Source organism: Corynebacterium heidelbergense (assembly GCF_028609845.1).
Classification (GTDB): Bacteria; Actinomycetota; Actinomycetes; order Mycobacteriales; family Mycobacteriaceae; genus Corynebacterium; species Corynebacterium heidelbergense.
This window is the reverse complement of the sequence record NZ_CP063191.1, coordinates 1,249,121-1,260,785: the sequence shown is the minus strand read 5'-3', so window position 1 is coordinate 1,260,785 and position 11,665 is coordinate 1,249,121. Positions and strand designations below refer to the sequence as shown.

11 protein-coding genes are annotated in these 11,665 nt (G+C 65.7%); 4 read left to right on the top strand and 7 right to left on the bottom strand.

Features of this window, described 5'->3' with window-relative positions; translation table 11 throughout:
• Window positions 1-11: 11 nt before the first annotated feature.
• The 5 genes from CHEID_RS05595 to CHEID_RS05575 all read right to left on the bottom strand — a co-directional run bounded on the left by CHEID_RS05595 (window position 12) and on the right by CHEID_RS05575 (window position 4,760).
• On the bottom strand, window positions 12-722 hold the full coding sequence (locus CHEID_RS05595) for an iron-dependent transcriptional repressor DtxR (protein WP_112769140.1): 711 nt from the start codon (window positions 720-722) through the stop codon (window positions 12-14).
• Between the two features lie 114 nt (window positions 723-836).
• A complete protein-coding gene (locus CHEID_RS05590; RefSeq protein ID WP_112769151.1) occupies window positions 837-1,931 on the bottom strand; it encodes a sigma-70 family RNA polymerase sigma factor in 1,095 nt (364 codons plus the stop codon).
• Between the two features lie 167 nt (window positions 1,932-2,098).
• Window positions 2,099-2,554, bottom strand: coding sequence for a D-aminoacyl-tRNA deacylase (gene dtd / locus CHEID_RS05585; protein ID WP_112769141.1), 456 nt, complete (start codon window positions 2,552-2,554; stop codon window positions 2,099-2,101).
• Window positions 2,555-2,557: 3 nt separating this feature from the next.
• Window positions 2,558-4,261 carry a DUF7782 domain-containing protein gene (locus CHEID_RS05580; protein ID WP_181645887.1) on the bottom strand — a complete coding sequence of 568 codons (1,704 nt, stop codon included), beginning with the start codon at window positions 4,259-4,261 and terminating at the stop codon, window positions 2,558-2,560.
• Window positions 4,248-4,760: a DUF3099 domain-containing protein gene (locus CHEID_RS05575; RefSeq protein ID WP_238599271.1), complete on the bottom strand. Its 513-nt coding sequence runs from the start codon at window positions 4,758-4,760 to the stop codon at window positions 4,248-4,250. Before CHEID_RS05575 ends, CHEID_RS05580 begins: the two co-directional genes overlap by 14 nt.
• Before the next feature lie 59 nt (window positions 4,761-4,819).
• Here CHEID_RS05575 and CHEID_RS05570 point away from each other — a divergent pair, with 59 nt between their 5' ends.
• The 3 genes from CHEID_RS05570 (at window position 4,820) to CHEID_RS05560 (ending at window position 7,250) form a co-directional block, all read left to right on the top strand.
• Window positions 4,820-5,062 (top strand): DUF3039 domain-containing protein, encoded by a 243-nt coding sequence (locus CHEID_RS05570; protein WP_112769144.1) that lies wholly within the window; start codon window positions 4,820-4,822, stop codon window positions 5,060-5,062.
• Between the two features lie 2 nt (window positions 5,063-5,064).
• Window positions 5,065-6,801, top strand: coding sequence for a DEAD/DEAH box helicase (locus CHEID_RS05565; RefSeq protein ID WP_112769145.1), 1,737 nt, complete (start codon window positions 5,065-5,067; stop codon window positions 6,799-6,801).
• 68 nt (window positions 6,802-6,869) lie between these two features.
• On the top strand, window positions 6,870-7,250 hold the full coding sequence (locus CHEID_RS05560; protein ID WP_238599272.1) for a DUF308 domain-containing protein: 381 nt from the start codon (window positions 6,870-6,872) through the stop codon (window positions 7,248-7,250).
• 22 nt (window positions 7,251-7,272) lie between these two features.
• Here CHEID_RS05560 and CHEID_RS05555 read toward each other — a convergent pair whose 3' ends face one another.
• Both CHEID_RS05555 and ppgK read right to left on the bottom strand, forming a co-directional pair.
• On the bottom strand, window positions 7,273-9,141 hold the full coding sequence (locus tag CHEID_RS05555; RefSeq protein ID WP_238599273.1) for an RNA polymerase sigma factor: 1,869 nt from the start codon (window positions 9,139-9,141) through the stop codon (window positions 7,273-7,275).
• Window positions 9,142-9,463: 322 nt separating this feature from the next.
• Entirely contained in the window at window positions 9,464-10,228 is a 765-nt protein-coding gene (gene ppgK / locus CHEID_RS05550; protein ID WP_112769146.1) for a polyphosphate--glucose phosphotransferase, read from the bottom strand.
• Between the two features lie 157 nt (window positions 10,229-10,385).
• On the opposite strand from ppgK, the gene CHEID_RS05545 reads away from it, so the two are divergent.
• Window positions 10,386-11,510 (top strand): inositol monophosphatase family protein, encoded by a 1,125-nt coding sequence (locus CHEID_RS05545; protein ID WP_112769154.1) that lies wholly within the window; start codon window positions 10,386-10,388, stop codon window positions 11,508-11,510.
• Window positions 11,511-11,665 lie beyond the last annotated feature (155 nt).

The window sequence follows — 11,665 nt, the reverse complement described above, 5'->3', positions numbered from 1 at the left end:
CGCGCAGTCTACTAAGGAATGACCCGGATAGCATGGCCCAACTCGTGGGGGACGGTCACGCTCCCGTTGTCCCCGGTGAGGACCAGCCCGTCATCCGTCGCATGCATTCGGACCTGCGAACCCGGATTGATGCCGAGGGTGCTGAGTTTCGCCATGATTTTATGCTCGAGCTGAACGATCTCGTTGAAGCTAACGATCGTCACCTCTACGGGATCGTCCGCATCCACGTCACTGCCGCGGACACCCGGGGCAGACGCGGGGGAGGCACCGGCAGTGTCTGTCGAGGCGGGAGCCGCTTCCTCCTCGACAATGTCGGCCAATCCTGGGATGGGATTGCCGAAAGGGGAGGTGGAAAACTCGTCGAGTACCTTGACCAGGCGGCGTTCCACCTCGTCGCCCATAACGTGTTCCCACCGACAGGCCTCATCGTGGACCTTTTCCCACGGCAGCCCGATGACGTCCGTCAGCAGGCGCTCCGCAAGCCGGTGCTTGCGCATGACGGCGGTGGCCAGGGCACGGCCCTCATCGCTGAGTTTGAGCGACCGGTCCGGCTGGATGCTGAGCAGCCCGTCGCGCTCCATCCGGGCGACGGTCTGGCTCACCGTGGGGCCCGACTGATCTAGCCGCTCGGCGATTCTGGCCCGAAGCGGGGGGATTCCCTCTTCCTCCAGTTCGTAGATGGTGCGGAGATACATCTCGGTGGTATCTACGAGGTCCCTCACGGTGCGGACTGCCCTTTCTCCTCAGCCGCGCCAGCCACGGCGCGCCCATCACATGGATGACTAATGCACTTAGACGTTACACGGCCCCTGGGCGCGGACGGGTCCACATCCGCTTTAGCCCGCGTAGGCACGCAACTTGTTGGCGCGATCGCCCTCACGCAGCTTGGCCATGACCTCCCGTTCGATCTGGCGCACCCGCTCCCGCGACAACCCGAAACGCCGACCGATCTGGTCCAGGGTTCGAGGCATCCCGTCATTGAGGCCGTAGCGAAGCTCGATGACGTCCTGCTCCCGCTCCTCGAGGGTGTCCAGCACCGCCCGGACGTCCGAGTGGCGCAAGGAGGCAACGACAGCGGACTCCGCATCGGTCGCCTCGGAATCTTCGATGAAGTCCCCCAGTGGTGCTTCCTCATCGCTGCCCACGGGCATGTCCAGGCTCACTGGATCGCGGGATTGCTTGAGCAGCATCTCGATCTTGGACTCCTCGATGCCCGATTCCTCGGCCAGTTCCTCGTTGGTGGCTTCCCGCCCGAGGTGCTGGTACATCTCCCGCTTGATCCGAGACAGCTTGTTCACCTGCTCCACGAGGTGCACCGGCAGTCGAATGGTTCGCGATTGGTCCGCCATGCCCCGGGTGATGGCCTGCCGAATCCACCACGTTGCATAGGTGGAGAACTTAAAGCCCTTGGTGTAGTCGAACTTCTCCATGGCTCGGATCAGCCCGAGGTTTCCCTCCTGGATGAGGTCAAGCAACGGCATGCCCCGCCCGGTGTAGCGTTTGGCGAGGCTGACGACCAGGCGAAGGTTGGCCTCTAGGAGGTGGGTACGGGCCTGCTTGCCCTCGCGCACCAGAATCTTCAGATCGCGCTTGCGTGCTCGGGTAAGCTGTTCACCGCTGGCCAAGATGTGCTCTGCGTAGAGCCCCGCCTCGATCCGCTGCGACAATTCCACCTCATCGTCTGCCGTGAGCAGCGCCGTTTTCCCGATCCCGTTGAGGTAAACGCGGACGAGGTCTGCAGAGGGGTTGTCGTTGTTGCCCCGACGGCGCCCCTTGTCTTCCTTCGCCTCGGAGCCGTCGGAATCGGGATCCCCGGAAGGCCGCTGGGACCGGGATGTCCGGTCATCCTCGGAGGAATCCTGCCGGTCTAAATCGGTATCCGCACCAACACCCCGTTCAACTTCATCGTCCTCATACATGGAGTTCGTCATGCGGTTCATGTCCTCCTGCAGGCATAGGGGAGCGAGCGTTCTAATCGCTTAACGGCCCAGTGGGACATATTGTTCCACTGGGTAGACAAAGTTCCGCAACGAGCGAAAAATTCATACCCCCGATTACCCCCAAGGGTAGCCCGAAAGGGCCGCTGACCGGCCTGAACTCAGGTGTCTACGATGACGGTGAACGGCCCCTCGTTTGTGGACTCGACAGTCATATTTGCCCCAAATCTCCCAGTTTTTACCTGGAGCCCGCGGGCACGCAGGTAAGCGACGATGTCCTCGATGACCGGTTCCGCCTGGGGGCCTGGGGCCGCCGCGCCCCAGGAGGGTCGCCGCCCCTTGGCCGTTGCCCCCATCAGGGTGAATTGGCTGACCACAAGGATTTCGGCTCCAACGTCCACCGCCGAGTGGTTGCGGGGCCCGTCGGTCCACGACTGCCCCGGGGCGGGAAAGAGCCGAAGATCTGCGATCTTGCGGGCCATCGTGGAGGCTGCCTCGTCGGCGTCCTGTGCGCCCACCCCGATGAGAGCGAGCAACCCGGGACTGCCGATGGCCCCGACAACCTCCCCGCCCACGCTCACCTGTGCCCGGCTCACCGTGGATAGCACTGCGCGCATTGTTTACACCTCCTCCGTGTCCTCGGCGATAAGTTCCGCCGGGAGCACTAACCCGTGTCGAACGAGCTCCACGATTGCGGTCGCGGCCTGCTCGCGGACCTGCTCGGCCGCGATGTCCCGCGCCGCGCAGTACAGCTCCACCACGTCCCCGAGGTCCAACCCGTGCGGGCTGAGCCCGGCGAGAATGGCCTGCAGGTGCTCGTCAATGTCGTGAGACCACGCAGGGCCGTCGGTGCGAACCAGGCGACGGTGGTGGTGGACGAATCCCAGCCGCGCCGCACCATCGGGGATGTCAACTATTTCCAATGCAACTGTTGGGCGGACTGCAAAGCTCGTTCGCAACACGTCCGCGTTCTCCACCTGGGCCACCCACTCGGCACGCTCAAACCACTCCGCCACCTCCGTACCCAGGTAGGCCCCCGGAGCCAGGGGGTGATCCATCGTCTCCACAGTGACCTCCGATGGACCCTCGATGCGGCGCATGTGCACCCAGCCGAAACCGATCCGGTGGATGCCCTTGGCCTCCAGGTAGTCCAGCCACCCCTCGGCGAGCCGGGTTCCTTCCGCAGAGCGGGGATCCACCGCCTCGTCCGCGATCCAGGTGGCTACATACTCCTCTATGTTGACTTCCTCGCGCCGCACCACCCAGGCCCGCACCCCCCGATTCGGTATCCACCCGGCAACCCGCTGGGCCGCGCTTTCCCCTTCACCCAGGGCCCAGCTTGCCAGGAGGTGGGCGCTTCCTCCGTCAGCCAGGTAATCCGGGGCCTGCGAGATCACCAGGCGGCTGGCGCCATCGAGTTCGAGGCCGCCGTCCCGGTAGACGTGCCGCTGAGCCCCGGGCCCGATGAGGAAGGGAGGGTTGCACACAATGGTGTCGAATTCCTCGCCCTCCACAGGATCGAACCATGAACCGTGAAGCAGGCGGACGCGGCCATCTGTCACGCTCGCGGCACTCGCGGCGGCGAACATGAGGGCCCGTGGGGAGATGTCCGTGGCCGTCACCTGGGCGTGCGGATCCGCCGTGGCCAGGATGAGGCCGAGGACACCCGAGCCACAACCGAGATCGAGAATGCGCCGCCCTGGCCGCGGCGGGATGGTGCCCAGCAGTGAACGGGGGGCATTGCCCACGCCGGGCACGAAGTCGCTTCGGGGCACGCGTAGGTCCAGGGAGGCGTCCGCGTCCGAAGCAATAATGATCTCGCTGCCGCCGTGCGGTGTGCTCCGAATGGGTCGGATGTCCACGCTCGGGGCGTAAAGATCGGGGAGGACGCCACCAACCCCGGCGCCGGTCGAGCGCCACAGACCGGTGTCCACCAGCTCCTCGGTAAGCGACGGGCCGAAGATGGCCTCCAGGTCCGCGCGGGGGTGGGGCGTGCGCAGGTACACCGCGCTGACGATGAGCTGCGCACGGCGCCGGGCGGGGTCCCAGCTGGACTCGCCCCGACAGCCCGGGGACTGTGCCGCTGGGGACTGCTCTCCCACGGCTTGCGCCGCGGCCCGAAGGCGCAGGCGCCGCCGAGCCCCGGCTGGGCAGCGCTTCGCGAGGGCAGTGAGCCCCGCCTCGCCCAGCGCCTCGTGCACCATCTGCTCCGAGTAATCGCAGGTGGTGAGGGCCGCGACGGCCCGCCGGAGCGCATCGCGCACGCGCTCGGAGTGCTCCGGTGGTTCCAGCAGCGGAGGCTCGGGCAGTTCAGCTTGGGGCATGGGTGGGGTCCTCTCCGTCGGAGGTGGTGGGGCGCTGGTGTTCGGTGGCGTCCACAATCCATGGCTGATCGGGGCCCTCCGGGGGATGAACCCCCGCCTGATCGCTCGTGCGGGATGGCAACTGGGCGGCCTCGTTGTGAGCCGGCCCCAGTTGAGGATGGGGCGGGGCGAAGAAGTCCCGGTTCTGCCGGACCACGGCGGGCTTGTACACCTTGCGCTCCTGTTTATCGACATCCCCGGTCTCATTGGCCAGCAGGACCGCGATCCACGGCAGCGGCACGCTGATGGAGGCGATGATGACGGCGAGCACCGTATTGTGGGTCAGCCACAGCACAAGGCCGGTTAGGGCGAGCAGAGGCAGGCGGATGAGCTGCAGGATGATGTAGGTCTTGCGCCGTTTACGCCAGTTCTCCAAGGGGCTGCGCCGCGCATCCGTGATCAGCTCCACGGGCTCACCGCGGCGGCGGCGAGCTCGGCGACTGGGCTTGGCAACAGGCATGCGCTCCACGCTAGTACGCAGTTGGAAATGACGGCGCTGGCGGGGCATGATGGGTAACCGTGAGTAGCCCCAGTACGACCACCATCGAGCGCCCGGACGTCGCCACAGAGGAGCGCACCGACGAGGGCACGCCGAAGTTCTTCCACTACGTCAAGAAGGACAAGATCGTGGAGTCCGCCGTCATGGGCAACATGGTCGTAGCCCTGTGCGGGGAGACCTTCCCGGTCACGAAGCAGGCTAAGCCCGGCTCTCCCGTGTGTCCGAAGTGCGAGCAGCTCTACCAGATGCTGCGCAAAAAGTAGGCGTGCCGCGGAAACTACGTGCCTGGCAGCAGGAGGCACTGGACAAGTACATCGCTACGGCGCCGAAGGACTTCCTCGCCGTCGCGACCCCCGGGGCGGGTAAGACGACGTTCGCCCTGACCATTGCGCGGACCCTGCTGGATGCCCGCATTGTTCACCGCATCGTCATCGTGGTTCCCACAGAACACCTGAAAACTCAGTGGGCCGCTGCAGCGGCGGCAAACGGCATCGCCATCGACGCGCAATTCGGCAACTCCTCAGCGCTCAACAGAGCCTATGACGGTGTTGCCGTCACCTACGCCCAGGTGGGGATGAAGCCCACCAAGCACTATCAGGTCGCCACCGCTAAGAAGTCCCTCGTCATCCTGGACGAGATCCACCACGCCGGGGACGCCAAAAGTTGGGGGGATGGGGTCCGGTTCGCGTACTCGTCGAGCGAGCGCCGCCTCGCACTGACCGGCACCCCCTTCCGCTCGGACGACTCCCAGATCCCCTTCGTGCGCTACGAGCCGGTCGCCGACGGTGGGGCCCTGCAAAGCACGGCCGACTACACCTACGGCTACTCCCATGCGCTGCGGGACGGCGTGGTGCGCCCCGTCGTTTTCCTCGCCTACTCGGGACAAGCGCGCTGGCGCACCAGCGCGGGGGAGGAGTTCGAAGCTCGGCTGGGGCAGCCGCTGACCCCGGAACAGACTGCGCGCGCCTGGCGCACAGCTTTGGACCCCCGCGGCGAGTGGATCCCCGCCGTGCTGCAGGCCGCCCACACCCGGCTGCGGCAGCTACGAACGCATGTTCCCGATGCCGGCGGTCTGGTGATCGCCTCCGACCGGACCACCGCGCGCGCCTACGCCAAGATCCTGTCCAGCATTAGCGATACCCCGGTGACCGTCGTGCTCTCCGACGAGGCGGACGCGACCCGGCGGATTAGCGAGTTCTCCGAGTCCAGCAACGAGTGGATGGTGGCGGTGCGCATGGTCTCGGAGGGCGTGGACGTGCCCCGACTGGCCGTGGGAGTGTACGCCACGTCCGCCTCCACGCCGCTGTTCTTCGCCCAGGCCGTGGGGCGTTTTGTCCGCGCTCGCCGGCCGGGCGAGTCCGCGTCCATCTTCGTGCCCAGTGTGCCCGTGTTGCTGGACTTGGCGTCCACAATGGAATCCCAGCGCAACCACGTGCTCGGCAAACCGCACCGCACCCAAGAGGGATGGGATGAGGCCCTGCTGAATCAGGCGCAGCGCACGGAGAACGAGCCGGAGGAGGACAAGGGCTTCGAATCCATTGGTGCCGACGCGGAACTGGACAGCCTCATCTTCGACGGCTCCACCTACGGCACCGCCACCATCACCGGCTCGGAGGAGGAGGCCGAGTACCTCGGACTGCCCGGGCTACTCAATGCCGAGCAGATGCGGATGCTGTTGCAACAACGCCAGGCCAGCCAACTGGACACGCGACAGGCGAGAGCGGCGGGTGCGTCGGCATCGAGTGCGGGGAACCGGCAGGAGCGTGCGGAACGGGCTCCCGAGCAGGCCGATGGGTCCCGGTCCTCGCGAGCTCACGCTGCCGAGGAGCTGCCAGCGTTGCGGAAGGAACTCAACGCGCTGGTGTCCATGACAGCCGGCCGGACGGGTCGGCCGCACGGCGCGATACACACCGAGGTGCGGCGCAACTGTGGCGGGCCGCCCACCGCGCTGTGTTCGGCGGAGCAACTTCGGGATAGGATTGCCTACCTACGGGACTGGTAGGCTCTGGGGTCGTTACACTCACCCCCCGCCGCCCACTGGGGAAGGCGCGCCAGCAGAGGAAGAAGCTCATGGTCCCGAATAACTACTCCGACCTTTCCGGATCGTCCGCACCCCGGCGGGCCGAGCCGGTCGCCGTTCAACCCCGCCGGGTGACGGGACTGTCGCTGGCGGCGTTGATCCTCGGCATCCTCGCGCTGCCCTGCGGTCTGCTGCCCGTGTTCGGAATCATCGCGGCCATCATCGCTATCGCCGTGGGCATTGTGGCGCTCACTGTCGCCAGTCGGAAGCAGGCACCCCGGGCCTACGCCGCCACGGGGTTGGTGCTGGGGATCCTCGCGATGATCGTGGGGATCGTGTCCACCACGATGGTCTCCCGCGCCGTGGACCAATGCCAGGGCAAGGAAGGGGACGCGCTCACCCAGTGCATCAACGAGATCGGATCCAAGTAATGATCCGAAAGGGGGCCGAGCGCTAGTCCAGGTAGTCCCGCAATACCTGGGATCGGGAGGGGTGGCGCAGCTTGGACATGGTCTTGGACTCGATCTGCCGGATGCGTTCCCGGGTGACCCCGTAGACCTGTCCGATCTCGTCGAGGGTGCGCGGCATCCCGTCGGTGAGGCCGAAGCGGAGCTTCACCACGCCCGCCTCACGGGGGGAGAGGGTATGCAGCACATCCTGGAGCTGGTCCTGCAGCAGAGTGAAGGACACCGCGTCCACCGCCACGACTGCCTCGGAGTCCTCGATGAAGTCCCCGAGTTGCGAATCGCCCTCGTCGCCGATCGTCTGGTCCAGGGAAATGGGCTCGCGGGCGTACTGCTGGATCTCCAGCACCTTATCCACGGTGATGTCCATCTCCCGGGCCAACTCGTCCGGGGTGGGTTCGCGGCCGAGGTCCTGCAGTAGCTCGCGCTGGATCCGCCCCAGCTTGTTGATGACCTCCACCATGTGCACGGGAATGCGGATGGTGCGGGCCTGGTCCGCCATAGCGCGGGTGATGGCCTGGCGAATCCACCAGGTTGCGTAGGTGGAGAACTTGTAGCCCTTGGTGTAGTCGAACTTCTCCACGGCGCGAATGAGGCCCAGGTTGCCCTCCTGGATCAGGTCCAGGAATGCCATGCCGCGGCCCGTGTAGCGCTTGGCCAGGGACACGACAAGGCGGAGATTGGCCTCCAGCAGGTGGTTCTTGGCCTTGCGCCCGTCTTTGGCGATGTCCCGCAGGTCTTTGCGCTGCATCGGTGCGAGGCGTTCGCCGCTGCTCTCCATGGTCTGCAGGCGGTAGGTGGCGTAGAGACCGGCCTCGACGCGCTTGGCCAGCGAAACTTCCTGTTCGGCGTTGAGCAGGGCCACCTTGCCGATTTGCTTGAGGTAGGCGCGAACGGAGTCCGCGGAAGCGGTGAGTTCCGCGTCCTTGCGGGCTTGGCGCAGGGCGGCAGATTCATCCTCATCCCAGACAAAACTGCCATCCGTTTCAGCCGAGGAGCTGGAGGAATCCTCCTCGGCGTCTTCAGCGTCCTCGGTGTCTTCGTCGTCCTCGTCGCCCAGTTCCTCGGTGGTTTCGTCGTCGTCTTCGTCCTCGTCCGGGTCCGCATCCAGGTCGAGGTCCTCCACGTCGTCCTCGTCGAGACTGGTATCGCCGTCGACCAGGTCCCCGTCGGCGTTTGCGACGGCGGTGACGTCCAGATCGTCAGCCAACACGGCGTCTGGGGCATCCGCGATGTCCGCGGCATCCACCGTCGGGACGGTTTGTTCGTCCGCAGCAGTCACGCTCATCGCGGTGGAAGGCTTCTTCGCCGCGGTGGTCTTTTTCGCGGCTGTCTTCTTGGCCGCTGTCTTCTTGGCTGCCGTCTTCCTGGCGGTGGTCTTCTTCGCGGCGGTGGAGCTCTGTTCCGCCGAGTCCTTGGCCGCGCCGGAAGCGGGAGCGCTGGTAGCAGCATCCGGAGCGGTGGTGACCGGATCCCCGGCGGCTTCCTGTCGTGCTGCCTGCGCCGACTCCAGCTTGGCCGTATTTGTCTTTTTCGCCGCCGTCTTTCGGGCAGTGGTTTTCTTTGCTGCTGTTTTCTTCGCCGTGGTCTTCTTGGCGGCAGTCTTCTTCGCCGCCGTTTTCTTCGCCCCGCTGGCGGCGGTCTTCTGGTCCGAAGCCTTGTCGGTGCCGCTGGTCTCGGCGGAGTCGGCCTCTGGGGCAGGGGACGGGCTGGTGGACTTCTGCTGGACCTTCCGGGTGCTGCGGGCGGCGGCCTTTTTGGCCACCTTCTTGCGGGCAGGTGCGCCCTGTGCAGCGTTCCCGGCGTCGGCGGCGCCGTTGGCGGTCGTGCCGGGGGTGGTCGAGTCCTGTGAAGCCACGAAAGCCCTTTCCTTTGTCCTACTGAGTGTGGAGGTCTGGTGCGCCCCTCGTTCCAGGCTGCGCCAATCCCCGCGTGCGACGGAGCAGAAGGCCACCCGTGTGGAGGGAAGGAGGATACTGCTCCAGGCCCTCACTGCTAGCGGCCTGGCACCTTCAGGTTGCCAAGGGGAGGGTGGCTACTAGTGTTCGGTTGCGCGCTCGTGGTGGTGAAGCCACAACTGTGGCCACCACCTGCCCTCGCGAACTGCGTGATCGCGGGACCGGTAATCGACCGCCCATTATAACGCAATGGGTCGGTTCCCCTGGTCGGGGGTCCCTAGCCTAGGGCCTCACGTTGTCTCTAACGGCAAGGGCCGCGCCGATAATTCCCGCTTCGTTGCGTAGCTTGGCGGGGATGACCGGGGCCTCCACGTCCAGGTAGGGAACCCACTTCTCGGCTTTGCGGGAAATGCCCCCGCCGACGATGAAGGTTTGGGGGAAGAAGAGCCGTTCGTAGAGGTGCATGACCCCGTTGACCCGCTTGGCCCACTCCTTGTAGCTGAGGTCCTCGCGTTCCCGAACGGCGGAGGATGCCCACTTTTCCGCCTCAGTGGTGCCGAAGGGCATGTGGCCAAGCTCGGTGTTCGGGTATAGCTGTCCGTCCATGAGCAGGGCCGAACCAATGCCGGTGCCGAAGGTCAGCAGCATGGCGGAACCGCTGCGGGCTTCGTCGGGGCCGTAGGTCACTTCCGCCAACCCGGCGGCGTCGGCGTCGTTCAATACGGTGAGCTGCCGGGTGCCCAAGTGTTTGGCGAAGAGGGCCTGGACATCCGAACCGATCCATTGGGGGTCGATATTTGCTGCCGTGCGGGTAATTTGGTGCTTTACAACAGAGGGAACTGTGATTCCCACGGGACCGGTCCATTCAAACCAGTCCACTATCTCCCGGACGACTTCGGCTACGGCGTCTGGAGTAGCGGGCTGGGGTGTGCCGATTTTCTTTCTGTCCCCAACCAATTGCCCCGTGGCCAGATCGACTATTGCCCCTTTGACGCCGGAACCACCGATATCCACGCCAAAGCCTCGTTCGCTGTGAACTTCGCTCATGGGGCACATGCTACATGCGGGCGCCACGGGGCGTCCCCCGACCAGCAGTAACGCTGCATTCCGCGCGCAAGTATGGGGGGCGTGTTGCCGGGGCGACGCATCCCGCTGCAGTCACGGCCGCCGACGCAGCGATGGAGAATCGACCATCATGGTGCCCATGGATTTCTCATTCTCCCCCCGGCCCGCCGTCGGTTCTGGTGGATCGGGTGTGGACGCCACCTCCACCGTGCGCGGTTGCCGCCATGCCGCTCCACATCTACTGCTCACCCCCGACACGACCTCCGGGACCCACGCCGGCCCGTACGGACCCGAGGATCTCGAGTACCTCCACCACACCGCCGTCAGGGCGGCTGTCGCGGCCGCCGAGCTCATCGCGACACTCCGCAGCGAAGCGACCGGCGCGGAAAAACAGGGCGAAGCTGGGGGAGCTTCAGGGCTCACCTACGGACGGGTCCCCGTAGCCGAGACCAAGAGCTCCAGCGTGGACCCCGTCACACAGGTGGATCAGAGCGCCGAACGACAGATTCGCCAGAACTTGGCGCAGGCCACACCCGGTGCCCGCATGCTTGGGGAGGAAGACGGTCAGACCGTCCTTTCGCCCGATCCGGAATGCGCAGCGCAGGGCGAGCGGGCAGAGGATGTCGGCTGGGCAGAGGTGGAGTGGGTCGTGGACCCCATCGACGGCACCGTGAACTTCATCTACGGCATTCCCGCTTACGCCGTGAGCGTGGCCGCCGCCGTCAACGGTGTTCCTGTCGTGGGGGCTGTCGCCCATGTTCCCGCCCAGCGGGTCTACAGCGCCAGGGTGGGAGCTCGGGCCAACGCGCAGGATATGGCGTCCATAAGCACACACGGCCCAGAACATGCCCCCGCAACCGCCATTGGCGTGGGTTCCCCCGCCGGCCCGGCCGATCCCCTGAGCCGAGCGCTCGTGGCCACAGGGTTTAGCTATCTCTCCCAACGTCGGCGGGCCCAGGCGGAGCTGGCGACCGCCGTTCTGCCAGCGGTGCGGGACTTCCGACGGATCGGCTCGGCGGCTCTGGACCTGTGCCTGGTGGCCTCGGGCGGAGTAGATGCCTACTACGAGCACGGCCTGGGGTCCTGGGATCACGCCGCCGGTGCCATCATCGCCGCGCGTGCCGGGGCGCAGGTGTGGATCCCTGAGCTCACAATCGGAAGTGACCGGGGAATGCTAGTGATGGCGGCGATTGACAAAGTGGCCGAGAGGCTTAGGGGAGTTCTCCTGGAAAACGGTGCCGGGGGTGAGCTGGAACCGCAATAAGGCCCCCGTGTGAGATTGACGTGACAAGGCCCTGGAAAGTGCTCTAGTATGCGCGGACGACGAAACGATAAACCGGTCTAGACGAAGCAATCTGCGGGGGTTATTACTTCCCGCAAAGAAATGGTTTTAGATCGCGGTCACCTGTAGGAGGAACT

Bases quoted from the DNA above. Each gene is read 5' to 3' on its own strand.
- CHEID_RS05590 (WP_112769151.1), bottom strand. From the start codon at position 1,931: ATGACGAACTCCATGTATGAGGACGATGAAGTTGAACGGGGTGTTGGT.
- dtd (WP_112769141.1), bottom strand. From the start codon at position 2,554: ATGCGCGCAGTGCTATCCACGGTGAGCCGGGCACAGGTGAGCGTGGGC.
- CHEID_RS05580 (WP_181645887.1), bottom strand. From the start codon at position 4,261: ATGCCCCAAGCTGAACTGCCCGAGCCTCCGCTGCTGGAACCACCGGAG.
- CHEID_RS05575 (WP_238599271.1), bottom strand. From the start codon at position 4,760: ATGCCTGTTGCCAAGCCCAGTCGCCGAGCTCGCCGCCGCCGCGGTGAG.
- CHEID_RS05560 (WP_238599272.1), top strand. From the start codon at position 6,870: ATGGTCCCGAATAACTACTCCGACCTTTCCGGATCGTCCGCACCCCGG.
- ppgK (WP_112769146.1), bottom strand. From the start codon at position 10,228: ATGAGCGAAGTTCACAGCGAACGAGGCTTTGGCGTGGATATCGGTGGT.
- CHEID_RS05545 (WP_112769154.1), top strand. From the start codon at position 10,386: ATGGATTTCTCATTCTCCCCCCGGCCCGCCGTCGGTTCTGGTGGATCG.